This window comes from Leifsonia sp. Y878 (genome assembly GCF_057669685.1).
The window spans coordinates 1295628-1319307 of record NZ_JBYHFS010000001.1 but is presented as its reverse complement, the minus strand read 5'-3'; the positions used below and the strand labels follow the sequence as shown (position 1 = coordinate 1319307).

24 protein-coding genes are annotated in these 23680 nt (G+C 62.0%); 13 read left to right on the top strand and 11 right to left on the bottom strand.

Features of this window, described 5'->3' with window-relative positions:
- Positions 1 to 51: 51 nt before the first annotated feature.
- Entirely contained in the window at positions 52 to 630 is a 579-nt protein-coding gene (locus AC25Y4_RS06190; protein ID WP_488119475.1) for a TetR/AcrR family transcriptional regulator, read from the bottom strand.
- Positions 631 to 693: 63 nt separating this feature from the next.
- On the opposite strand from AC25Y4_RS06190, the gene AC25Y4_RS06185 reads away from it, so the two are divergent.
- Positions 694 to 1581: an oxidoreductase gene (locus tag AC25Y4_RS06185; protein WP_488119474.1), complete on the top strand. Its 888-nt coding sequence runs from the start codon at positions 694 to 696 to the stop codon at positions 1579 to 1581.
- Between the two features lie 5 nt (positions 1582 to 1586).
- Here AC25Y4_RS06185 and AC25Y4_RS06180 read toward each other — a convergent pair whose 3' ends face one another.
- The 3 genes from AC25Y4_RS06180 to AC25Y4_RS06170 form a co-directional block, all read right to left on the bottom strand.
- A complete protein-coding gene (locus AC25Y4_RS06180) occupies positions 1587 to 2603 on the bottom strand; it encodes an LLM class flavin-dependent oxidoreductase (protein ID WP_488119473.1) in 1017 nt (338 codons plus the stop codon).
- A gap of 99 nt (positions 2604 to 2702) precedes the next feature.
- On the bottom strand, positions 2703 to 3005 hold the full coding sequence (locus AC25Y4_RS06175) for a hypothetical protein (protein WP_488119472.1): 303 nt from the start codon (positions 3003 to 3005) through the stop codon (positions 2703 to 2705).
- Positions 3006 to 3131: 126 nt separating this feature from the next.
- The gene (locus tag AC25Y4_RS06170) at positions 3132 to 3620 is read right to left on the bottom strand and encodes an FBP domain-containing protein (RefSeq protein ID WP_488119471.1); all 489 of its coding nucleotides are present in this window, start codon (positions 3618 to 3620) and stop codon (positions 3132 to 3134) included.
- Positions 3621 to 3866: 246 nt separating this feature from the next.
- Between AC25Y4_RS06170 and AC25Y4_RS06165 the strand changes: the two genes are divergently transcribed.
- The 4 genes from AC25Y4_RS06165 to AC25Y4_RS06150 all read left to right on the top strand — a co-directional run bounded on the left by AC25Y4_RS06165 (position 3867) and on the right by AC25Y4_RS06150 (position 7745).
- Positions 3867 to 4178, top strand: coding sequence for an NAD(+)/NADH kinase (locus tag AC25Y4_RS06165; protein WP_488119470.1), 312 nt, complete (start codon positions 3867 to 3869; stop codon positions 4176 to 4178).
- Positions 4179 to 4310: 132 nt separating this feature from the next.
- Positions 4311 to 4796 carry a CarD family transcriptional regulator gene (locus tag AC25Y4_RS06160; RefSeq protein WP_488119469.1) on the top strand — a complete coding sequence of 162 codons (486 nt, stop codon included), beginning with the start codon at positions 4311 to 4313 and terminating at the stop codon, positions 4794 to 4796.
- A gap of 235 nt (positions 4797 to 5031) precedes the next feature.
- Positions 5032 to 6345: a threonine/serine exporter family protein gene (locus AC25Y4_RS06155; RefSeq protein ID WP_488119468.1), complete on the top strand. Its 1314-nt coding sequence runs from the start codon at positions 5032 to 5034 to the stop codon at positions 6343 to 6345.
- A gap of 152 nt (positions 6346 to 6497) precedes the next feature.
- The gene (locus AC25Y4_RS06150; RefSeq protein WP_488119467.1) at positions 6498 to 7745 is read left to right on the top strand and encodes a coiled-coil domain-containing protein; all 1248 of its coding nucleotides are present in this window, start codon (positions 6498 to 6500) and stop codon (positions 7743 to 7745) included.
- Here AC25Y4_RS06150 and AC25Y4_RS06145 read toward each other — a convergent pair.
- From AC25Y4_RS06145 to AC25Y4_RS06135, 3 genes are all read right to left on the bottom strand, one after another.
- Positions 7742 to 9499 (bottom strand): collagen-binding domain-containing protein, encoded by a 1758-nt coding sequence (locus AC25Y4_RS06145; RefSeq protein ID WP_488119466.1) that lies wholly within the window; start codon positions 9497 to 9499, stop codon positions 7742 to 7744. The two genes, AC25Y4_RS06150 and AC25Y4_RS06145, sit on opposite strands and share 4 nt — an antisense overlap.
- A gap of 202 nt (positions 9500 to 9701) precedes the next feature.
- The gene (locus AC25Y4_RS06140; RefSeq protein ID WP_488119465.1) at positions 9702 to 11342 is read right to left on the bottom strand and encodes a collagen-binding domain-containing protein; all 1641 of its coding nucleotides are present in this window, start codon (positions 11340 to 11342) and stop codon (positions 9702 to 9704) included.
- 52 nt (positions 11343 to 11394) lie between these two features.
- A complete protein-coding gene (locus AC25Y4_RS06135; protein WP_488119464.1) occupies positions 11395 to 12474 on the bottom strand; it encodes an FUSC family protein in 1080 nt (359 codons plus the stop codon).
- 120 nt (positions 12475 to 12594) lie between these two features.
- On the opposite strand from AC25Y4_RS06135, the gene AC25Y4_RS06130 reads away from it, so the two are divergent.
- The 3 genes from AC25Y4_RS06130 to AC25Y4_RS06120 all read left to right on the top strand — a co-directional run bounded on the left by AC25Y4_RS06130 (position 12595) and on the right by AC25Y4_RS06120 (position 15898).
- On the top strand, positions 12595 to 13068 hold the full coding sequence (locus AC25Y4_RS06130) for a VOC family protein (RefSeq protein WP_488119463.1): 474 nt from the start codon (positions 12595 to 12597) through the stop codon (positions 13066 to 13068).
- A 73-nt stretch (positions 13069 to 13141) separates the two neighbouring features.
- Complete coding sequence (locus AC25Y4_RS06125; protein WP_488119462.1) at positions 13142 to 13549, top strand: hypothetical protein; 408 nt, start codon at positions 13142 to 13144, stop codon at positions 13547 to 13549.
- A 168-nt stretch (positions 13550 to 13717) separates the two neighbouring features.
- Complete coding sequence (locus AC25Y4_RS06120; protein ID WP_488119461.1) at positions 13718 to 15898, top strand: transglycosylase domain-containing protein; 2181 nt, start codon at positions 13718 to 13720, stop codon at positions 15896 to 15898.
- Between the two features lie 12 nt (positions 15899 to 15910).
- Here AC25Y4_RS06120 and AC25Y4_RS06115 read toward each other — a convergent pair whose 3' ends face one another.
- The 4 genes from AC25Y4_RS06115 to AC25Y4_RS06100 are packed head-to-tail and all read right to left on the bottom strand — an operon-like array spanning position 15911 to position 19150.
- Positions 15911 to 16342: a flagellar assembly protein FliW gene (locus tag AC25Y4_RS06115; protein ID WP_488119460.1), complete on the bottom strand. Its 432-nt coding sequence runs from the start codon at positions 16340 to 16342 to the stop codon at positions 15911 to 15913.
- Positions 16339 to 17229 (bottom strand): flagellar hook-associated protein FlgL, encoded by an 891-nt coding sequence (gene flgL / locus AC25Y4_RS06110; protein WP_488119459.1) that lies wholly within the window; start codon positions 17227 to 17229, stop codon positions 16339 to 16341. The genes AC25Y4_RS06115 and flgL overlap by 4 nt, the downstream gene beginning before the upstream one ends.
- Positions 17230 to 17232: 3 nt before the next feature.
- Positions 17233 to 18654, bottom strand: coding sequence for a flagellar hook-associated protein FlgK (flgK, locus tag AC25Y4_RS06105; protein ID WP_488119458.1), 1422 nt, complete (start codon positions 18652 to 18654; stop codon positions 17233 to 17235).
- Positions 18655 to 18664: 10 nt separating this feature from the next.
- Positions 18665 to 19150, bottom strand: a complete 486-nt coding sequence (locus tag AC25Y4_RS06100; protein ID WP_488119457.1) for a flagellar protein FlgN — start codon at positions 19148 to 19150, stop codon at positions 18665 to 18667.
- A gap of 370 nt (positions 19151 to 19520) precedes the next feature.
- On the opposite strand from AC25Y4_RS06100, the gene AC25Y4_RS06095 reads away from it, so the two are divergent.
- The 5 genes from AC25Y4_RS06095 (at position 19521) to AC25Y4_RS06075 (ending at position 23634) form a co-directional block, all read left to right on the top strand.
- Positions 19521 to 20336 (top strand): sigma-70 family RNA polymerase sigma factor, encoded by an 816-nt coding sequence (locus AC25Y4_RS06095; RefSeq protein ID WP_488119456.1) that lies wholly within the window; start codon positions 19521 to 19523, stop codon positions 20334 to 20336.
- A 116-nt stretch (positions 20337 to 20452) separates the two neighbouring features.
- Entirely contained in the window at positions 20453 to 21295 is an 843-nt protein-coding gene (locus AC25Y4_RS06090) for a flagellin N-terminal helical domain-containing protein (protein ID WP_488119455.1), read from the top strand.
- Between the two features lie 191 nt (positions 21296 to 21486).
- Complete coding sequence (gene fliD, locus AC25Y4_RS06085; protein ID WP_488119454.1) at positions 21487 to 22830, top strand: flagellar filament capping protein FliD; 1344 nt, start codon at positions 21487 to 21489, stop codon at positions 22828 to 22830.
- A gap of 8 nt (positions 22831 to 22838) precedes the next feature.
- Positions 22839 to 23267 (top strand): flagellar export chaperone FliS, encoded by a 429-nt coding sequence (gene fliS / locus AC25Y4_RS06080; protein WP_488119453.1) that lies wholly within the window; start codon positions 22839 to 22841, stop codon positions 23265 to 23267.
- Positions 23260 to 23634, top strand: coding sequence for a hypothetical protein (locus tag AC25Y4_RS06075; protein WP_488119452.1), 375 nt, complete (start codon positions 23260 to 23262; stop codon positions 23632 to 23634). The genes fliS and AC25Y4_RS06075 overlap by 8 nt, the downstream gene beginning before the upstream one ends.
- Positions 23635 to 23680: the final 46 nt, after the last annotated feature.

The following is a 23680-nucleotide window of genomic DNA, read 5'->3' as shown; positions in this document are numbered from 1 at the left end:
AGGATATCGACACGCGACGCCTCGTTGCGAACGGCACGCACAGCGCACAGACTAACTGGCGATAAACCGAGGAATCGCGTCATCAACAAGGTCCGCGGCGCTTTCGCGCGCGACCACGCCGCAGTTGACGAGTGCCGCGATCCCCTGACACGTCGCCAGGAACAGCGTCGCCGAAATCTCGGCGCCTGCCCCTGTCACGAGTCCTTCGGCTTCGCCACGCGTGAATAGTTCTCGCAGAGGGGCGAATGCTTCACTCGCACCTCTAGCGATCGCGTCGGTGGCGCCCGGTGCCTCGTGTCGGTACATCACGTCGACCAGGTTCGCGTTATTGGTCGCAAATGCGACGTAGGCGTGTGCGACGAGAGCCGCCTGGTCGCGCGGACCGGGCGTCGACGCGACTGCATCCCTAATTTGTGCGGCAAGCAGGGCGAACCCCTCGACGGCCAGCGCTTCCATGAGTCGCTGCCGGTCGGCAAAATGACGGGCGGGAGCCGCGTGGGATACGCCGACCTCTCGCGCGAGTTCTCGCAGCGAGAGAGCGCCAGCCCCACGCTCGCCCAGAACGCGCAGCGCACGCTCGAGAAGAACGTCCCGAAGATTGGTTCGTTGATAGCTCAGTCGCTCATCCATTGATGCAGTCTATCAGGGCTGTTGTCATTGACATCAATGTAGGCACTGACTACAGTATGGATCATGATTACACTCGCTTCGTCGTCGCAAATCCCGGATCAGGCCGGCCGAACCGCCATCATCACAGGTGCAAACAGCGGCATCGGCCTGGCCGCCGCAGCCGCGCTAGCCGCCAAGGGCGCGCGAGTTATCCTCGCCGTCCGCGACCTCGATAAAGGCCGCGCCGCTGGGGAATCGATTGGCTCCGGAGCGGAGGTAAGGCATCTGGACCTGTCGTCACTCGAGTCGGTGCGGCGTTTCGCGGCCACCATCGACACCTCGTTCGATTACCTCATCAACAACGCGGGCGCGATGACCGCCAGTCGGCAGCTCACCGGCGACGGTTTCGAAAGCCAGTTCGGGGTCAACCATCTTGGCCATTTCGCACTCACGAACCTTCTGATCGACCGCGTCACCAGCCGCGTCGTGACGGTCACATCGAGCGCGTACAGTTCAGCCACGATTGACTTCGCAGATCTCCAATGGGAACGACGTGCGTACAGCCCCTTCGGTGCGTACGGACAGTCGAAGCTGGCGAATTTACTCTTCACTACTGAACTTCAACGTCTCCTCGTCGAGTCGGGATCCTCCGTACGTGCCGCTGCCGCCCATCCTGGCTGGGCGTCAACAGGCTTCACGATCAGAAGCGGCAACCGTCTCCTCGACGCGCTTAGCGCCCTGGCCACGCCCCTGATGGCTCACGGCCCCAATGGGGGTGCATTACCGACACTTCTCGCCGCCGTTGGGGACATCCCTGCGAACGCGTTCATCGGTCCGAGTCGGTTTGGAGTTCGAGGCCCGGCGGCGTTGATGGATCGATCAGCGAAGGCGATCGACCCCGTAGCCGCCCGACGACTCTGGACCGTGTCGGAGGAACTTACGAATACCGCGTTCTCCTTGAAGGCTTACTGATCGGGTCAGCGCCACCCTGCTGCTGGCGCAATATGTTGTGCGATCGTCTCCAGCAGGCGCGCGTTGTACTCGACGCCCAGCTGGTTCGGCACGGTCAGTAGCACGGTGTCTGCTTCCTGCACGGCGGCGTCCGTGGCCAATTCCTCGGCGATGACGTCCGGATCGCCGACATAGCTCTTGCCGAACCGGGCGAGTGTGCCCTCCAGATAGCCCACCTGGTCTGCACTGTCACCGGAGCGCCCGCCGAAGTATGCGCGGTCCTCGTCCGTCGTGATGGGCAGCACGCTGCGGCTCACCGACACTCGGGGCTCACGATCCCAGCCAGCCTCAGCCCACGCCGCTCGATAAATGGCGATCTGTTCGGCTTGCAGCTCGTCGAACGGCACGCCGGTGTCTTCGACCAACAGTGTTGAACTCATCAGGTTCATGCCCTGCTCTGCGGTCCAGCGCGCCGTCTTGCGTGTCCCTGATCCCCACCAGATGCGGTCGGCAAGGCCCGGCGATTGCGGCTGCACCGGCAGCAGCCCCGGCGAGCGGGTCATCTGCGGGTTGGCCTGTGCAACGCCGGCGCCATCAATCGCCGCGCGAAACAGTTCGGTGTGCGTTCGCGCGAGGTCGGCATCCGTCATGTCCTCAGGGGGCACATGCCCGAATGCCTCAGAGCCGCGGAGAGCCGTTTCTGGTGATCCGCGGCTGATGCCCAGCTGCAGGCGGCCGTTGCTCAGCAGGTCAGTGGATGCTGCCTCCTCCGCCATATACAGCGGGTTCTCGTATCGCATGTCAATGACGCCGGTGCCGATGTCGATCCGGCTGGTCCGAGCTGCCATGGCCGCCAGGAGCGGGAACGGTGACGAGAGCTGGTTGGCGAAGTGATGCACCCGCACGTATGCGCCGTTGATTCCGATCTCCTCGGCTGCGACGGCGAGTTCGACGCTTTGGATAAGCGCGTCTCGCGCTGTTGGGGTGTGCGACCCGCGAATGTCTTGCCAATGACCGAAAGAGAGGAACCCGATGCGTTTCACATGTGAGACAGCGCCGGGCGCGTGCCCGCTATTCCCGGCTGTGCATTGATTGGTGCGCTCCAATGTGCAGAGCGCATCCAGTGTGCCTGTTCTGTCGTCTTAGTCGTAGACGGCCAGAAGTTCCCATTCCCGGCGACCTGGCACGCGTTGAACGTCGAACACATGCGAGTTTCCCGCGCTGTCTGTTCCCTGGAAGCGCCACCCGGTGATCGGCGATGACGCCGGATGCGTGATCGCCGCGTGGAGGTCGACGATGTCGCGAATCGGGGTCGGCCGGTCTGTGACGGTGTACCTGACCCCGCTAACCACCAGCCGGACGGGAATTCCTCCGTCACTCCAGACCGAAATCATGGTCGTCGATGCCGTGATCATGCGCTGCCCCTGTCCCGCTCCATCGAACATGTGTTCGATGGTTAACGACAATACGTCGCGCGCGATCAAATCGCAAGACGCGAGTCAGTGCTCGAGTCAGTGCTGGAGTCAGTGCTGGAGTCAGTGCTCGAGTCAGTGCTCGAGTCAGTGCTCGAGTCAGTGCTCACGTACCTCAGAAATGAACCCGCGAACGCGCTCGCCCAAGCCAACGACTTGCTTCTCTTTGGCAGCCTCGACGTCGAAGCCGATGTACGCCATGGGTGGCCGCTTCCGCGCATTCGCGGAACACCCGAAATCCCCGCAGATGAGCGTGCCGACGGTATCGCCTCGTCTGCCCGCCTGGCCGGCTCGCTTTGCGCCGTAGAACACAACCTCGTTCGTCAGCGTGATGTCCTGGCACCACGAGCATTGCGCCCTGGCCCGTGGTGCTGTGTGAGCCCGAGTGAGAACGATGCCAACGAGGGTGTCTCCCTGCCATGCGACGACGTATGCGCGGCGGGGCGACTTTCGGTCTCGCCAGCCGAAGTGGTCGATGCGATCCCACGCGATTGCATCGAAGTCGAGGGGGAGAGTGAGGTCGTTGACCTCCTTGTGTGATGCATTGACGAAGGAAGCGCGAATCTGTTGTTCAGTCAGAGGAAGCAAAATGAGTCACCAATCGATCGGCCAGTGGCCGGTTGCGCCGCACCAGGGCGGCAATTGAAGGGGTGTCGATGAGCTGGTGAGGCTATCTCCTGTCGGCGAGAACGACGCCGACAACCTCCTGACGCCCTGAGGGCGATACAGAGAGGGAGTAGAACATCCCGGGAGCCTATCAAACGAAGCGGTGCTCAGGTTCGGAGCTGGTCGAAACCGTTCGGGCGGTGGCGAGATTCACATGATGCCCGGTTCGTGGCGCTGGAGGATGACGCCCAGCGCATCGGAAATGGCGTGACGGGTGTCACGCACTCGCGCTTCCTTGACGACGTAGACCTGGTGATCGCGATGGGCGGCGACGGCACGATCCTCGGGGCGATGAGAACCGTGGCGGGCTCCACCATTCCAGTGTTGGGCGTCAACTACGGAAACCTCGGACCTGCCATTGCGCGCCGATCTGCTGCGAGAACTGGTGCCACCGGAGCTGCGCAAACGATACGCGCGGGCATTCTCGCACAAGATTCACATGAAAAGTTGATAAAGTGCCAGAATATACCATCAGTCTGAGCTGGTCGCCGAGGTCGACCGCATAGCATTGACCGGTCACTGTGTGCATTCAGGAACGTGTTTCAGGACTCGCTCGACGGGCCGTCTGCGTCGATTCGTAGCCCCATACTCTACAAAAGAAGGAACCATCAATTGATTTTTGAGATCGGGGAAACGCTCGTCTACCCTCACCACGGTGCAGTGACCATCATCGACCTGGAGAAGCGAGTGGTCAACGGTGTCGAGAAGACCTACATGACTCTCAACGCTCACACCAGTGAACTGAAGATCAAGCTCCCCATCGAGAATGCCGAGCTCGTTGGCGTGCGCGATGTCATCGACAGCGCCGGCGTCGAAGAGGTGTACGACGTCCTGCGACAGGATGTCGTCGAGGAGGCCAGCAACTGGTCACGCCGCTACAAGTCCAACCAGGAAAAGATGGCAAGCGGCAGCGTCATCCGTATCGGCGAAGTTGTTCGCGACCTGTGGCGCCGCGACCAGGACAGCGGCGTTTCCGCTGGTGAGAAGCGGATGCTTCTGAAGGCCAGGCAGGTCCTGATCTCCGAGCTCGCCCTCGCGCTCAAGGCAACCCCCGAGAAGGCATCTGACGCCCTCGACGAGGTTCTCGCCACCGCGTAGGCACTCAACACGTAGTTTTCACAGGAACCGGGAAGAAGCAATTCTTCCCGGTTCCTTTGCATGTCCCCGGCTGTCAGACTGGGCGAACCAACACCAACACCAGTTCGCAGTCTGAGGGGTGAACGGTTGTGAGCCCAAGGTCTCTCTCGTATGGCATGAGCGCCCAAGCGCGATTCGTGGGACAGCAATGCGGCGTCCACGCTGGGTGAGGTCCGCCAGGACCCTGGCACGCAGCGTGATCAAACCGGTCCCCGACGCGGTGCCCGTAGAGACGCCAGATGACCATGCGGTGCTCGACATGATCAGCTCCATCGGTGTCGCCCTGCTCGATTCTCATCAGGCGACGTCAGATGTGTCAGCGACCCTCGTCCAGATAGCCCTGGCATACGACCTTGTCGATATCCAGGTCATCGTGCTTCCCACCATGGTCATCGTGCAGCACACGAGCGGCGATTATCGAGCCGAGATCAAGGCCTCGAAGGGCTCTGGCGTTCGTCTTGACCAGCTCGCAGCGCTCGATGAGCTCGTGCATCGTGCCAGGCTCGGCACGATTGCTCCCGCCGATCTCTTGACAGAGCTCGCCCGCGTGCTGCAGTCAGAACCGAGGTTCGGTCCGTGGCTGCGCATACTGGGGCACACCATCCTCACCCTGGGCCTCGGCTTCATGCTGAACCCCACCCTGAATGCCCTTCCCGTCTACATCGGACTCGGCGCGGCCGTTGGCGCGTTGATTCTGCTCGGTGACAAGGTACCGACCCTGGCTCTTGCGATGCCGGTATTCGCTGCCTTCACGGCTACTGCCCTCACCGCGTTGTTCTTTGCCGATTGGGCTGGCGAATCGCCGCTCCGCGTCATCACGCCGGCCCTCATCTCATTTCTGCCGGGAACAATGCTGACCGTGGCCGCGATTGAGCTCACAGCTGGCCAGGTCATTTCAGGGGCGAGTCGACTGGTCTATGGGACGGCCCAGCTGTTCCTGCTCGCGTTTGGGGTGGCAGCCGGATTCGCACTCGTCGGTGAGATCCCCGCGCACGTCGGCCGCACGAACAACCTGGGGATCTGGACACCATTCGTGGGGATCACCCTCCTCGCCATCGGGTACACACTCTTCTCCTCTGCCCGGCAGAAGTCATTCGTGTGGTTGTTGCTCAGCCTGCTCGCCACGTATGGCGCACAGTCCATCGGAACGCTGATCGTCGGCGCTGAGCTGTCGAGCTTTTTCGGCGCCCTCGTGGTCATTCCGTTTGCCAGGCTCGCTTCCCGTTTCAAGACAGCACCTCCTGAAGCCGTGCTCACTCTTGCCTCCTTCTGGATACTGGTGCCTGGCGCCTTGGGCTTCCTCAGCCTCGACGAAGCGAAATCGAGCGTGCCCCAAAGCGTTGAGGGACTGATCTCGACGGCGCTGTCCATGTTCGCAATCGCTCTCGGCATGCTGGTGTCCAACGCGATCACCACGAACGTCACGACGTTCATCGCCGCCAGGCGCCCTGTGGCACACAAGTCAGACCCTGGCAGTGCCTCTGAGGACGGGCGCATAGACCCCTCATAGGATTCGTTCCCCAGCGAGGGGTCGGGCCAGCGCACGTCTGTCTGGGGCAAGCCGTGAGGCTGCGCACTGCCTCCGGGTTGGCGCTCATGGGCGCGTGCTCCCGGCGACGCCGCTGACCGTACGTAAACTCGCAAGTCGGAAGGGCGACAAGAGTGCAGCGGAAAACTCGCGGATGGTGTGCGTCAGTTCTTGCGACCGCCCTGGTTGCTGCGACGCTGTCCGGATCGATGCCCCGTGTTGCATTCGCCGATGACTACCCGAGCTGGGCAGAGGTCGAAGCGGCCCGCAACAACACTGTGGCCACCCAGGCGCAACTCACCCGAATTGACACGGCGCTGGCTGCGCTCGAATCGCGCGCAGGAACCTTGGCCGACCTGGCCATTGCCGCCAGCGGCGCATCGGCGGATGCGAAGGCCGCACTGGCACGCGCTGCAACGCGTGCCGCCACAATTCAGTCGCAGCTGGAGCGCGCCACGAAACAGGCAGAAGCCGCTACGACTCAACTCGGCCTCCTGGGCGCCCAGCTGTACCGGTCAGGCGCGGGCGAGCTGGTGTACCGGATGCTGTTGACGAACGACCCTGACAGCGACCTGCTCTACGAATTGAGTGTGTCAACCCGGCTGAGCCAAACCACGCGCGGCATCGAGGAGCGTGCGCTCGCAGAGCAAAACCTGGTGCGCACACTGGGCGAGCAAGCGGATGCCGCGATCTCGGAGCGAGACCGACGTGCCAGCGAAGCACAGAGCAGAGTGGATGCCGCCCAGCGGGCCCAGCAGGCCGCCGAAGACGAGATAGCGACGCAACAGGCCGCGTCCGACGTGTTGTTCGCCCAGCTTGCGACGTTGCGGAACTCGACCGCTGAGACGGAGCGTGCCTATCGGTCAGGGGTAGCCGAAGCTGAGGCCTTCGCTGCCCAGCAAGCGGCCGCTGCAGCGGCCGCAGCGGAGAAGGCGGCTGGCGGCTCTGGCAGTTCCGGCGGTTCCGGCGGCTCTGGCGGTACAGCGAATCCCGGTACCGGTGGCACAGGTTCAGGCAGCTCAGGGGGTTCGGGCGGTGGCGCAGACACTGCTGCACCTCCGGCCGGCATGGTCGTCGATCCTGCGGGTGCTCGCGCATACGCGGCGACTGCCGTTGCCGCTCGCGGGTGGGGGAGCGAACAGTTCAGCTGCCTGGTGTCGCTCTGGAATCGGGAATCGGGGTGGCGCGCTGATGCCTACAACGCCAGCAGCGGCGCATACGGGATTCCCCAGTCGATGCCAGGAAGCAAGATGGCATCCGCTGGTGCCGACTGGCGCACGAGTGCAACAACCCAAATCAACTGGGGCCTCGGGTACATTTCGTCGCGCTACACGAACCCGTGCGGTGCGTGGGCCCACTCAGAGAGTCACAACTGGTACTAGTCGCTCAGCTTCTTCGGCCGACGGACGTAGAGGAGAATTGCCACCCCAGAGCCAAGCAGCAGCACTGAAGAGCCGATGGCTCCGGCGCTGCTGCTGCCAGTCGCCGACAACTGCGGTCCACAGCCGGGCTTGCGAGGAGCCGTTACACCACCACCACCACCGGGCGTTGGCCCGCCGGTCGGCGTCGGCGTTACTGTCGGGGTCGGGGTCGGGGTCGGGGTCGGCGTCGGCGTCGGCGTCGGCGTGGGTGTGGGCGTTGGTGTTGGTGTTGGTGTTGGTGTTGGTGTTGGTGTTGGTGTTGGTGTCGGCGTAGGCGTAGGCGTAGGCGTAGGCGTAGGCGTGGGCGTGGGTGACACGCAGCGCGCGGTATTCACGATTGTGCAGGTGACATCTGCGCCTTCTGGCACCGTCACCGTTGTCCCGCTGGAATCCAGGGTTCCTCCAGTACAGGTCCACGTGCCAGGAATGAAATTCTCTGGTCCGCCAGACTCGCTGAGCGTGTAGTCGCCGGGTGTGACGGTCGCATCCGTGACACTGGATGAATTTCCGGGGCCCGACACGGTGTCCGGCCCCGTCGCAGACAACGTCCAATCGGAGGGCGCCGCGGTGCCGGCGTCGGTCTGCACGACCTCTTTCACCAGGGTCAGGCTGCCGTCAACCACGGGGTTGCTGCACGAGATAGTCGTGCTGAATGGGTAGTCGTGAATCTCAATCGGTACCGGCCTCGCTACGGTGGGCCCGTGGGTGAAATTGGCAGCGATGACGGACCCCTCGATGTTCTGCGAGATTTCCCAGGTCAGGTTCGCGTATGGGGCGTAAATGCTGCCCTCGAGCGAATCGCCACCGGTTACGCGGACAGTTGTTGCATTGGGAAAATTCCAGAGCATGTATGGCGCCTCTGCCGACGAGGTCCCTGGCAAGTTGGGCATCTCGCCGTCAAATGACGTTCCCAGCACGTTGACGACGAACGGCGTATCAGCGGTCGGCGGCGTCCGGAACGTTATCTCCTGCAGAAGTGCGAGTTCCGTGGCCTGGATTGTCAAGAAATTGGTCACTCCCGGAGTGAGAGTGACAAAGACGTTGGCAGGCAGCGGTGATGACACCGGATTTCCCTGGGCATCGGTGAGAGTGACGTTGTTGGTGCACGTTGCAATCTGGGTGGATAGCGGTCGATACGCCGCGAATGCGGAAGGAATGTCAATGAGGGAACTGTCCACCGGCGTTGCAATGGACGCTGGAGTCTGCTGGTTTGTGGTGCCTTCGATGCGAGGCGCCGTGTTGTAGGCGGTCCCCGACGGAGTCAGCTGGTAATTGACCTGGGCGCCGTTCTGGTCAGTGTTGTGCGCGGTGTACGTGCTGGTGTCCGCAACTTTGGTGAAGCCGCCGTTCAGCACGCGGACGATCGACGAGTTTCCGGCGGCGGGAAACTGGATGCCGCCGCCGACGTAGAGGTAGGTAGGAGCGGCATCCCCCGGCGCGGTGAAGGTGGGCGTGATCGGCGTCGTGCCCGCCACGTTGTACGTGGTGTCGAAGCTCAGGTTTCCGCCCATCGCAATCGTGCCCTCTGTTTCGTCGGCATTGAGGAACACGTCGTTCTCGACGTAGACGAGGAAGTTGCTGTTGGCCGGGTGGCCATTCAAATCGAACGAAACGGGGTTGATCGGCGATAGTTCGCCATCAACCGCCATTGCGGCGCTCTGTGCCGACAGCCCGAGCAGAGCCAGGACGGCAACCATGGGCACTACCCGGGACATTCTCATCATTTTCTCCCTACAGCCTCATGAGAGGGTGGCCTGAGGCCGACTTGCGATGAGCCTAAGTCGCAACCAGTCAATGGGGAAGCCCGCGAATACGCTGTGCCCACGGGCAACGGATGGGTGGGGGCCTCGGCTACATCTCGGCGCACTACGCGAACCCGTGTGGTGCTGTAGGCCCATTCGAGAGCGTCAACGTGTACTAGTCGACGAGCTTCTTCGGCCGCCGGGCGTAGATGAGGATCGCCGTCCCCACGCCAAACAGCAGCAGAGCCGGCCCAACAACTCCGGCGGCGCCACTACCGGTTGCGGATAGCTGCGGTCCACATCCGGGCTGAGAGGGGTCCGTTGCGCCACCGCCGGGGGCGGGCTCGTTCGTCGGCGTCGGCGTCGGGGAAGGCGGAATCACGGGAAACTCCGGCTCAGGATTCGGAGTGACACAGCGCGCCGTATTCACGATTGTGCAGGTGACCTCCGTGGCTTCTGGCACGGTCACCGTCAGGCCGTCGGAGTGCAACGTTCCGCCGGTACAGCCCCACGTGCCAACGCCAAAGCCATCGGGTCCGCCAGACTCGGTGAGCGCATAGTCGCCGGGCGGGACAGTAACATCGGTGACGCTCGCTGTATTGCCGGGGCCGGAGACCGTCGTCGGACCGATCGCGGACAACGTCCAGTCAGAGGGCTGGGCGGTGCCTGTGTCAGTTTGCACGATCTGTTTGACCAGGGTCAGCCTGCCATCCTCCGTAGCGTTGGAGCAGGAGACCGTCGTATTGAAGGGAAAGTCGTGAAGCTCCCGCACAGGTGGTGGTGATGCAGAGGAGCCATGCGTGAAGTTGGCGGCAATGACGTTGCCCTCGATGTTCTGCAGGATCTCCCAGGTCAGGTCGGCGTATGGCGCGTAGATGGTGCCTTCAAGTGAATCGCCGCCCGTCACACGGATGGATAGTGCAGTGGGAAAATTCCAGAGCATGTACGGCGCATTGGCGGAAGACACTCCAGGCAAATTGGGCATCTCTCCGTCGAACGACGTGCCAAGGACGTTGACAACGAGTGGAGTATCGGCGGACGGCTCGCTTCGAAAGGTGATTTCCTGCAGGCTGCTGAGATCGGTTGCCTGAATGGTCAGGACATTGGTAACCCCTGGTGTGAGAGTGAGCCAGGCGTTGGGCGGCAACGGCGCAGCTAGCGGCACGTCTCGGCTGTCGGTCAGCTGCGCATTAGCCGTGCAGGTCGCAATCTGGGTCGAGAGAGATCGATATTCAGTGAATGCAGACGGAATGTCGATGAGCGAGCTGTCCACCGGTGTCGCGATCGACTCCGGTGTTTGCTGATTGGTCGTACCCTCGATCCGTGGCGCTGTGTTGTACGGCGTCCCGGTCGGAGTCAGCTGGTAATTGACCTGGGCACCGTTCTGGTCAGTGTTGTACGCGCTATACGTGGAGGTGTCTGCCACTTTGGTGAACCCCCCACTCAGTACCCGCACAACGGACGAGCTTCCTGTCGCGGGGAACTGGATTCCGCCACCAACATAGAGGTAGGTGGGTGCGGCGTCACCCGGTGCGATGAAGGTCGGAGCGATAGGTGTGGCGGCTGCAACGTTATACGAGGAGTTGAATCCAAAGTCCCCGCCCATCGCCACCGTGCCCTCGGATTCGTCGGCAGCGATGAAGACGTCGTTCTCCACGAAGACAAGAAAGTTGCTGTTGGCCGGATGGCCGTTCAACACGAATGAGACGGGATTGATCGGTGCCAATTCGCCATCGACCGCACGTGCGGCACTCTGCACCGATAGCCCGAGGATGGACACGACGGCAATAATTGGCACCACTCGTGACATCCGCATTGTGCTCTCCTTCGAGCTCAGGACGTGATCCGCTCGGATGCGAGCCAACTCATCACTCGGTCGCGATCGGAGCGTCCGGCAACTTATCCCGCCTGGCTATCGCGGCGGAGATCAGCTGCCCGGCTCCAATGACCAGGAGGATCAACACGCCTGCCACGAGCGTGTAGATGACCCGCTCCAGGTCGGTGTCGAAGACGCTGGTGCTGTTGCCTGATGAATTCATCAGCACGATGGTCGGGGTGATGACCGCTGACATCACGTAGTACGGCTTGCCGGTCAGAACAACCCAGAGCATCGCGAATCCGAAGACGGCACCGGCGAGCTGGAGGATCGTGGGGTTATGCACGAGAACCGCGAGCAGGGCAGCGGCCAGTCCACCCGCAATGGTGCCGAGGCTCCGATGCCAGACGCGTTGTGTTGTGGTCGAGTAGTCCGCCTTCACGACGAGCAGGATGGTCAGCAATATCCACCCAGCATGAGTGTTGAAGAACCACGTCATAGCCACGGCCGTTGAGAAACCAAGCAGGATGGCGAGGGCAACCCCGAAGGCGAATGCATCCCGGCCACCGACAGGAGTCGCCGGCTTGTCTGGCATCCCCTTCAGGAGCGTGCGCGACAGCAGGAGCGCCCAGAACCCTCCCACCAGCACGAGAAGAGCCGGGTACCAGAGTTGAAGTGACTCAGACGCCCCGCTGATATCCACATGTGGGGGTTTCGACGTCACTAGCAGGCCGGCCATGACGCCGACGTACATCAGCGGGCCGTTCCAGCCGCGCACTGAACTGAGCGCGATGATGACTGCCAGCAGAATCATGAGCAGCGTGCCAGACATGACTGACTGGCTCGACAGGATGGCAACGGGCACGACGAGGGCATTGAGGAAAATAGCCACGATGCTGACGCCGATATGGAGCGAGCGACTGAGCATGGCCGGCATCGTTCCGAGGAAATAGAGGTAGGCCTCGTGCTTGAGTGGGGTGAGCACGATGATGATCATGGGAAGCATCATCAGCACGATCAAGAGCCCCAGACGGATGCCCAGTCCCTTGGGCATCGCCGGCGCAGCGGGAGTGGGCTGTGGTGCAGCGTTCTGCGCATCCGCTGCAGTACTGCCATTTGTTGAGGCCGACATGCGATGAGCCTAAGTCGCAACCTGACAATGGGGAAGGCCGTGAACGCGCTGGGCCCACGCGCACCAGATGGGTACTGTGAGGATCACTCAGGCGTTTCGCCGAGATAAGGAGTGGATCCCATGCAGAAGATAAGCCCGTTTCTGTGGTTCGACAGCCAAGCGGAGGAAGCGGCAACGTTCTACGTTTCGCTCTTCGACAATTCGGAGATCCTCACCGTCTCCCGCTATGGCGAGGGCGCTCCCGTGCCCGCCGGAACCGTCATGTCGGTCTCGTTCGTGCTGGAGGGTGTCGAGTTCGAAGCCTTGAATGGCGGTCCGCTTTACGCGTTCACCGAAGCAATCTCGTTCTATGTCAAAGCAGAGACCCAGCAGGAGATTGACAAGTACTGGGATGCGTTGACCGCCGGTGGAGAACCGGGCCAGTGCGGGTGGCTCAAGGACAAATTCGGCTTGTCCTGGCAGGTGGTTCCACCGCTCCTCGGTGAGTTGCTGGGAGACCGCGATCCGGTGAAGGCCGGGAAAGTGATGCAGGCCATGCTGCAGATGAAGAAGATCGACATTGCCGGCCTGCGTGCGGCGTATGAAGCGCCGTAGCTCACGAAGCTCCGGCGATGAAGCGCGTGGCTGAAATCCCGCGTCGTGCCCGCTGAACGGATAGCATCACAGCATGATTCGCATACTGCTTCGGATTGTCATTTTCGTGGGCTCAGCAGCGCTCGGGCTGTTGGCCGCGTGGCTGATTCTTCCTGACTTCACGGTGACGTTCAGCGGCTTCATCGTGAGTGTGCTGATTTTCGCCCTCGCGCAGAGCATCCTGTCGCCGTTCGTCGCGAAGATGGTCGCGAGGAATGCGCCCGCCTTCCTCGGCGGCATCGGCTTGGTGTCCACCTTCGTCGCGCTCTTGATAGCGAGCCTGTTCACGGGCGGCCTCGTTATCAGTGGCGTGTCGACCTGGCTCCTGGCCACCTTGATTGTCTGGCTCGTGACGGCCATTGCCACGCTCTTTCTCCCCATGCTGCTCATCAAGGACAAGCTGGAGCGCCGGCGTGCAACACCCAAGGTTCACCTCGGGTAGTCAGAAACGCTTGCCCCATAGTCTCTGAAACGCTTCCCCCCAAACGATTGTGAAGCTCTGGACTTCTCGCTCAGTGTGAGGTTCGATTAAAGCTCGACTCAGACAGGGGTTCATCACCGAACCCCCGCAGACCGTGGCTCACGGACAATCACGCTGGGGGTGTTGATCATGAGCACCACTGGCGAGAGCGATCCTCCCACCACCAAGTCCAGAACCCTCTCTGGCGCGTTCGGCGGCCTGCTCGGGCTCGTCGCTCTCAGCTCTGCTGCCGGAATGCTGCTCACCGTCAGCATTGCTCCGGCACTTGCGCTCACTGGCATGGCAGCCACGAACACTATTGGCATCTTCGAGAATTTGCCCGACTACGTCTCGATCGGGCCTCTCGCCCAGCGGAGCAACATTTACGCGACGAAATCAGACGGAACCCCGGTGCTCCTCGCGTCGTTCTACGACCAGAATCGCGTTGAGGTCGGCTGGGACGACATCAGCCAGTACGTGAAGGACGCGGCGGTCGCGGGGGAGGACCCGCGCTTCTACGAACATAAAGGCGTCGATCTGCAGGGCACTCTGCGCGCGGCGACGTTGACGGCCGCCGGGCATGAGACGCAGGGAGGGTCGTCGATCACACAGCAGTACGTCAAGAACGTGCTGGTTCAGAAGTGTGAGGAGCTCCCGGACGAGAAGTCCAGAAGCGATTGCTACGACGAAGCAACGGCCACGACGCCGGAGCGCAAGCTGCGAGAGATGCGACTGGCGATCGGCGTTGAGAAGAAGTACAGCAAAGACGACATCCTCCGCCAATACCTGAACATCGCAGGCTTCGGCGGAACGGTGTACGGCATTGAGGCAGCGGCGAACTACTACTTCAGCACCACGGCTGCGAACCTCACCCTGTCGCAGGCGACCAGCCTGATGGCCATCGTGAACAACCCGGTGAAGTTTCAGCTCGATCGGCCAGACAGCGAGACCAACGGCGCCGCCAACGGGTACCAGGCCAATCTCGGCCGCCGCGACTATCTCCTCGACCAGATGTTGAAGTACGGGAAGATCACCGCCGCCGACCACGATGCGGCGATTGCAGCACCGATTCAACCCGCCATCAGCGAGCCGAGCACCGGCTGCCAGACAGCTGAGGACAAAGCGTATTTCTGTGACTACGTCACGCACATCCTGAAGAACGATCCGACTTTTGGAAAAGACCAGGAGACAAGAATCCTGAACTTCCGTCGGGGCGGCTACGACGTGTATACGACCCTTGATCTCGATCTCCAACACGCAGCGGTGAGCGCCATGTCGGCCAACGTGCCGCAGTCGTACCCCGGGTGGGACTTCGGCGCCGTCGTGTCGAGCGTGCAGGTTGGAACCGGGCGAGTACTCGCCATGGCGCAAAACAAGATCTACAGCCAGGATCCTGAGGTGCTGGCACGGGGCCCCAACTATACGAGCGTCAACTACAACACCGACTTCAACGAGGGCGGGTCTCGGGGTTTCCAGCCCGGATCGACCTACAAGGTCTTCACCCTCGCCGAATGGCTGAAAGAGGGCCATTCCCTGAGTGAAAGGGTGGATTCAGCACCCAAGGCGAACTGGGGCACGTTCAGGGACAGTTGCCTGGGCCCGCAGAACTACAACAGCGAGCACTGGAACCCCAAGAACGACGCCGACGAAGCGGGCGGCAACTACACGGCGCTCGAGTCGACGATCAATTCGATCAACACCGGCTACATCGGCATGGCAAAGCGGCTCGACTTGTGCGGCATCCGTAAGACGGCTGAGGCCTTTGGCGTGCATCGAGCGGATGGTGACCCTCTCGTGCAGAGCGCATCCTCGGTGATTGGAACCAACGAGGTTGCCCCACTCACGATGACTGTTGCGTTTGCCGGCATCGCGAACAGGGGGATCACCTGCACCCCGATTGCCATTGACCGAATCGTCGCGGCGGATGGCACGAACATGCCGATCCCGTCGTCGACGTGTACCCAGTCGGTGCCACCCTCGGTCGTCGCGGGAATGGACTACGCCCTGCAGCTCGTCATGTCGAGTGGAACGGCACGGCAGTCCTACAGCAGTACCACGCCGAATGTCCCGATGATCGGAAAGACAGGGACCACAGACGGTGCAAAGGACACCTGGATGAGTGGGGCGAGCACCAAGGTGGCCACGGTCGTCGCCGTCGTCGCCGTGACAGGAAACGCCAACCAGCGCATCTCGTACTTTGACAGCGGCCAGGCGGCTACTGCACGACACCGAATCTGGCCGAAAATCATGTCGGTCGCGAACGCGAAATACGGTGGAGGAAGCTTCCTGGTTGCGCCGCCGAGCCCCACGACACCAGACAGCAACCGGTGAGCCAGAGGCCGGCTAGCTTTCTCTGGGAGCCCCGATGAGCGCTCGAAGCGGGTAGTCCTGACCCTCGAGAATGACCTGGGCACTGATGCCAGTCTCGGCGTTGACGACGATTGGAGCGACCAGGTTGGCCGCGGTTCCCTCTGGGCCGGCGTTCACCACGACCAGGATCAGGGCGTCCTCAGGGGCGTGGATCGACAGCGCGGCGCAGTACTCATCTGAAATCACCGGGCTGTAATCCGAGAAGTGCGCGCCGGGATCAAGCAGGAACAATCGTGTCTGCGGGTCGAGTACTGCGGTCATCGAGTACAGCCCAACAGCATTCGGGATGGGAATGAGGGTGAAATCCACCAGAGGGTCAAGCCCAGGAGGCGATGCGACAAAGCGAAGCGCAACACTGTTGTCCACGATGCTGTGGCGAGCGGTGCTGGTGTGTACGACGCTCAACTGAGGAAGTCCATCAGTGTTGGCTGGATCACGCTCGCGGTGACCTGCAGTGCGGCCTGGTAGTTCACCTGTGCCTGCTTCAACTCCAGGATCACCTTGCCGAGGTCAATGTCTTCAATAGTCGATCGTTGTGTCTCCAACGTCGCTGATTTAATCACCAGGTTCTCCTGAGCTTTCATGATCTGCGCCTGTCGAGCACCGACATCCGCTTGCTGGTTGATGACGGACTTCATCCGAGTATCGAGTTCGGCGAGGCGCGGACCAACGTTCACGCCTGCGCGCAGGTCGGCCACGATCGAGTCGACGAGAGTGAAGACTGACGCAGGGCCCGTTCCGAAGACCGCGACTCCGTCAGCATCAACACGAACCGTCGAGTTGCTGTCGACTCGACGGTCGACGCCCGTTCCTGTCCCCGTGTATGAAATGACACCAGCCACATCGGTAAAGGCGGCACCGGCATCGGAGTTGCCCGCGAAGACGTTTCGACCGAGATACTGGGTGTTCGCCACCTTGAGGAGATCGTCTCGAAATCCCTCGAGTGCGACGGCAATCGCCTCTTTGGCGGCGGCCGACATCGCACCGTCGTTCGCACCCAACACTGTCTGGTCCCGAACGTTGTTCATGAGCGTCAGGGCGGTTCCCAGCGCGGAGTCGACGGTTGTGAGCCAGTTGTTGCCATTGCTGGCGTTGCGCGTGTACTGGCTGGCCGCACGCTGCTCGCCGCGGACGGCCATGGCGTTTGAGGTGCCCGTCGGGTCGTCAGACGGCTTGGTGATGAGCTTCTGCGACGTGGCCTGGTCCTGGAGCCTGGCCATCGTCGAGAGGTTTGCCTGCAGGTTGCGCTGCGAGGAGCGCATGAGCGCGCTGGTCGTTATGCGAGAGATCATGGCTTAGCGCCCTACAATTCCGGTGCGGTTGATGAGAGTGTCGAGCATCTCGTCGATTGCAGTGATGACCCTCGCTGCACCCTGGTACGCGTGCTGGTACGTGAGCATCGAGATGTTCTCTTCGTCGAGATCGACGGCGGAGTTGGACAGCTGGGCATTGGTGGCCGTTGTCGACGCGATGTCAGCAAGCACGGCCTGCTTGAGCGTCGTCTTGCTCGCGACGGCGATGTCGGTGACGGATGCCGCCCACAGCTTGTCGGGGGACCCAGCCGCAATACCGATCTGGGAGATGGCATCTGCGATCGCGCCATTGTTACCGCCGGCCCCCGGCAGTCCTGAGGCGATCTCCGCCTGGCTGGTCGGGATCACGGTCAGTGACAGGGCAGGCCTGGTGGCATCGAACTGGAAGAAGTCGAGTCCGACGGTGCCAGTCGCCGTTGCGCCTGTCTGGTGGATCGCGTTGACCTGTTGGGCGAGTGCCGTGGCCAGCTTGTCGTATGAGGCTGCAGCTTCGGCGAGTGCTCCACCCGTTCCGGCGGCATTGGTCGGCGCCAGCATGGTCAGCGAGCCGCCGATCTCTCCACCGTCGACGGCGACTGAGACACCGGGGCGCCTGGCCCACTCGACCTGCACAGGCGCGCCGGCCGAACCAGCGTACGTGGGAGAGCCGGTGAGCGTGAGTTCCTGGGACATCGTGCCTGTCACCAACGGGTTGCCACCCACAAGCACGTCAACGGTGCCATCGGGCAACTCGCGCACGGTGCCGCCGGTGAGGGCGGCGAGTGTTGTCGTCATCGTGTTCCTGGCATCGATCAATTCGTTCGCAGAGCTGCCCGAAGCGACCATCGTGCGGATGCGCCCATTGAGATCGGCAACCTGCGCTGCGGTTGCGTTGACTTCCTTGACCATGCCGGCGAGATCCGACTGTGTCGATGCCCATTGGCTGGTGACAGCGTTGTATCCAGAGGCGATGGTCGACGCCAGCGTCCTGGCCGCGCTGATGACCAGCCCGCCCTGTGCGGATTCATCTGGGTCATTGGTCAGGTCGCCCCATGCGGCCCAGAAGTCGCCGAGCTGGCTGGCAATACCGTTTTTTCCCGGCTCGTTGAGGGACGTCTCCAGCGCGGTCATGACGTTCGCGCGAACTGCCGTGTAGCCGGCGCCGCCCGCTGAGAACCGAACCTGTGCGTCAAGCGTCGAGTTGCCGAGACGGGCGATGCCGTCAATCGACACTCCCTGGCCAGGGCGCAAGCCGTTGCTGAACAAGCCCATGGAATTGAGCGGAGCAACCGCTGATGTCGACACGCGCTGACGCGTGTAGCCAACGACGTCGGCGTTCGACACGTTCTGGCCGACGATGTCGAAGCCCAGTTTGGCTGCAGCCAACCCTGTATAGGCGGTGTTCAATCCGCTAAAGGTACTCATCGGGACATCCTCACAGTTTCTGGTCGAAGAATCGTGCGCCGTGGCGAGCTGAATCTGTCGTTCCGGTGGCGTCGTACGTGGCGGCGTTTGTGTCGATGTTCGCCATGGTCTCTTGCGTAGAACGGGCGGCTGAGCGCAGGAACTGCAAATTGACGTCTCGCAGTTCCCTGATCTGCCCGGTCAGGTCGCTGAGCGCAGCGAGGTGGGCCATGAAGATTTCCGACCACGGGCCGTCTGGAGCATGGCTGACAATGTCGCGGAGTGTTGCATCTTCGGCGGTGCCCCATTCAAGGGCGAGCTCTGCGACGGCGACGGTGCGGCTGAGGCCGCTCTCGCGCAGCTTGTTCATGACCTGCTCCACCTCGCGGGTGGCGTGCTGGATCCAACGAGTCTTTCCTGCGGTGAGCAGCAACTGTTCTTCTTCGAGCTTGAAGACCAGGAGCTCCAGGAGTTCACGCTCGCGCCAGAGTAGCGCTGACAGTTCGGTGGCGCTCACGATGCTTCTCCTTCTCTCTCGTTCGTGCTCGACGGGCGGGGAAATCGACACCCTTGCGTGAACCACTGTCGGCAGGAACAGGCCCCATGTTAGCGATTGATCCCGAAATGACCCCGAGACGTGTCCACAAAAGAGAGGACAGCGTTTGACCCGTAAGGGGGGCACCGATCGCCGAAAAAATCGCCATTTGATTGTTAGCTTGTAATCACAGCGACGACGCATCAGCTTCCAGGAACTCGAACATCCAGATGCGAACACCTGCTGTACACCAGCACCGCTCTGAATCCGCGCTTACCCCGCACCCGCAGTCTGCCGTTGCTCTTCCCGGCACGCTGCACCGATATCCATCTCAAGTCACAGGGGTAAATCAATGAATCGCGATGAACGTAACGCGCTCGTGGTAGAGAACCTCCCGCTCGTCGGCTACCTCGTCTCAGAGGTCTGGTCGAAGGCCAGGCACCTCGACAGGGACGACCTCGCCTCGGCCGGTGCTGTGGCGCTGATCACGTCTGCCGACGCCTTCAAGCCTGAACTCGGAATTCCCTTCGGCGCTTTCGCCCGCCGCCGCATCGTCGGTGCATTCGCGGATGAGATGCGCTCACTCGACTGGGCAACACGCTCAGCTCGCCGACGCATCAAGGAAACCCTCGGAGTGCAGGAGACGCTGGCCGCGGCCCTCGGTCGGACCGCGACGGTTGACGAGATCGCTGACGCGCTCGGTGTGGACAAGGCAGAGGCACTCGCCGGTATCGCTGACGCCTCTCGTACGCTCTCGACGCTCGACGACGTGACGGCAGAGTTCCTGGTCGCAGAGACCGTGCTGCCAGAAGACAGCCTGTTGTCCGGCGAGAAGCTCCGCTACCTGCACGCATCCGTTTCAGCGCTGCCGGAGAAGATGCGTTACGTCGTTGAACAGGTCTACTTCGGAGAGCGCACTGTTAAAGAGGTCGCGGAGGAGCTGGGGACCACCCACTCCGCCGTGTCCCAGCAGCGTGCAGAAGCCATCCGCTTGCTTCGTGACGGTTTCGGTACCCACTACTCAGACTCACCGGACACCGAATACGTCCCAGAGTCTCGAATTGCCGTCGCCGGTCGGAGTGCATATCTGGCCAGGCTCTCAGAGCAGGCCGTCGTGGGCATCGCCCGGTTCGCGAACGACCGCGGCGTTGCGTCAGCAGCATCCTGACGTCTCTGACAATTTTCTGGCACATCGTCTAACGGATGATGACGGCCGGTCGATAGATCACAGTGCCAGCCCATGGATGGGCCGGTTATACCAACCCACTCACGGAGGACATCACTATGGGTATGCAGATCAACACCAACACCGCGGCTAACAACGCTTACCGCAACCTCTCCAACACGCAGAACAGCCTGTCGAAGTCGCTTGAGAAGCTGTCCAGTGGCCTCCGCATCAACCGCGCAGCGGATGACGCAGCCGGCCTCGCTATCTCAGAAGGCCTCCGTTCACAGGTGAACGGCATCACCGTTGCAGCCCGCAACGCCCAGGACGGCATCTCGGTCATCCAGACCGCTGAAGGCTCCCTGACCGAGGTGCACTCCATCCTGCAGCGTGTTCGCGACCTCGCAGTTCAGGCCGGCAACGACTCGAACAACGCTAACTCGCGCACCGCGATCCAGACTGAAGTCACCGCACTGACCAGCGAGCTCACCCGCATCGGCGCGTCCTCGAACTTCAACGGCATCAAGCTGCTTGATGGTTCAAAGACTGGTGCAACCAGCCTCACGTTCCAGGTCGGTGCAGGCGGCGTTGCTGCAGAAGACCAGATCACCGTTGACCTCGGCACCGCGAACACGGGTGCCGTCGCAACCGCTGTTGGCGCCCTGACGTTCGACTCCGCAGCAAACGCTGCAGCGTCGATCCTGGTGCTCGACACGCAGATCACCAACATCTCAACGGCACGCGCCAACCTCGGTGCTGTTCAGAACCGCTTCGAGTCGACGATCAACAGCCTGAACGTCTCCAAGGAGAACCTGTCAGCTGCAAAGTCGCGCATCACCGACACGGACATGGCTTCTGAAATGGTCAACTACACCCGTGCGAACATCCTGTCGCAGGCCGGTACCGCCATGCTCGCGCAGGCGAACCAGTCCAACTCGGGCGTTCTGCAGCTCCTCCAGTAACTAAGGACGTAGCTAGCTGGGCCAATTCTGAGTAGTTTCACTCACCTCAGAAAGCAGCTCGACAAACACCTGGAAACAGGTACGAGCTGGTGGCGATCGCGGATGAACTGGACCTCATACGTGATCGCCACCGGCTTTTTGGCTTTACCCAGCGTCTGTTGGCGCATACATGATTCAGCAAAGGACTTGTAATGGCGTCAAACCTCGCAATCGACGGTCTCATCAGTGGCATGGACACGACGGCCCTGATCAACTCGCTCATGCAGGTCGAGGCCATTCCGCAGACGCTGCTGAAGGCCAAGGTCACCTCAACGCAGGCGTATGTCACCGCGCTGCAGAACCTGAACGCCAAGATCGCAAGCCTCGCGACGCTCTCAGCGGCCGCCGCGAAGCCCACGTCGTTCGACCTCTTCACAGGGACGGCCAGTTCGACAACCGTGACGACCGCTGTTGCAGCGGGAGCCCAGGCCGGGCAGATCGACTTCACCGTTGGCAAGACGGCCCAGGCGCAACGGTCGTTGTCTGCACCCATGAGTGCCTGGCCGGAGTCGCCTGCCGTGCTGACCATTGTCGGCAGTGACGGCACGGCAACCGAGATCACTGCGGATTCCACGTCGCTTGACGACATGGTCGCTGCCATCAACAAATCGGGCGCCGGCGTGACGGCCACCAAGGTTTCGATCGGCAACGGCGAGTTCCGCCTGCAGTTCGAGGGCAAGACCACGGGTGACGCCGGCGCGTTCTCCCTCTATCAGGGCGCAGGCACGGGCACCGCCCTGGCGACGACGGCCCTCAAGACTGCGCAGAACGCCGAGATCACGCTCTGGGCTGGAACCGCTGCGGAACAGAAAATCACCTCAGCCACCAATACCTTCGCCGACGTGCTCCCCGGCGTCTCTGTCACCGTTACCGCGGTGAGTGCAGACCCGATCACGTTGACTGTCGCCCGCGACGACAAAGCCGTGTCGAAGCTGGCCTCCGACCTGGTGACCGCGCTGAACGACATCTTCAACCTCATCAAGACGAGCACGAAGGTGACCACCGCCACCGACTCTTCTGGGAAGACGACGACATCCGCCGGCGTGCTCGCCGGTGACAGCACCGTTCGCGGGGTCAACCAGCGGCTCACCTCTGCTGCATCCTTGCCGATCAACGGTTTTTCACCCTCCGAGTACGGCATTGTCATCAACAAGTCTGGAACCTTCGACTTTGACGCCGAGAAGTTCCAGGCGTCCCTGACCAAGGATCCCGCCGCAATGCAGGTCGCGCTGCAGGAAATCGCGTCGCGCGTCTCTGTCGTGGCCACCGAGTTGTCTGACAAATATGACGGCTCGCTCACCACCAAGATCTCCAGCCAGGAATCCCTCGTCAAGAACCTCGGCGACCAGGTAACTGACTGGGACCGTCGCCTCACCGCTCGTCGCGCATCGCTCGAAAAGACATACACGGCAATGGAAGTTCAGCTGGGCACACTGAGCACCCAGCAGAGCTGGCTCACCTCGCAGCTCGCGTCGCTGAACTCCTCCAAATCCTAGGGAACACCATGAATACCAGCCAGGCAGAGGCGCAACGATCGAAGTACAACAGGGAAGCCGTGCTGTCGGCCAGCCCCGTACGGTTGTTGACCATGCTGTACGACAGGCTGCTGCTCGATCTGGGTCGTGCGGATGCCGCCCAGACCGTCGGTAACTGGACCGTCGCCTCTGAAAACCTGCTGCACGCACAGGCGATCATCTCTGAGCTGGCATCGTCGCTCAACGCTGATGTGTGGGACGGCGCCGAAGGCCTGTCTGCCCTGTACTCCTATGTGTCGACGGCGCTCATCAGCGCCAATGTGAACCGCGATGTGCTGCGTACCCGGGAATGCGTCGACCTGCTCGAGCCGCTACGCCTCAGCTGGCATGAAGCGGCGCAGCACATGCCGACCACGCCTCGCCCGGCATCCGCAACGGGAACTCTCGGCTTTGCCTGATCACGCCCCAGCGTCTGACCATCGGAATGCAACAGCGTGGGCTGGCGCGCTCGATGACCTTGAACATCGTCTCGGCCTCGCCGCGGCGGAGGCAGACGGATATGCAGAAGCGGAGTCAGAGCCCGCTCCCGATTCAGCTTCAGATGTAGCCGCTCATCCGCTCGCGGACTGGACTCCGCCGGTCGGTCTCGGACCGATTCCCACCGAGCTCGTGGAGCGCGCACAGCAGCTGCTGGCGGGTCAGCGAGAGCTGAGCGCTGAGCTTGAATCCGCCAGGAACGAGGTCGCGCGGCATTTGGCCGCCATCCGCTCTGTACCGGCGATGCGGGCCCCGTCTGCAGCGATCTACCTCGACGTCACCGGCTAGCGCGACCGGGGAAGTCCGCCCATACCCAGCTTCTTTTTCAAGCCCT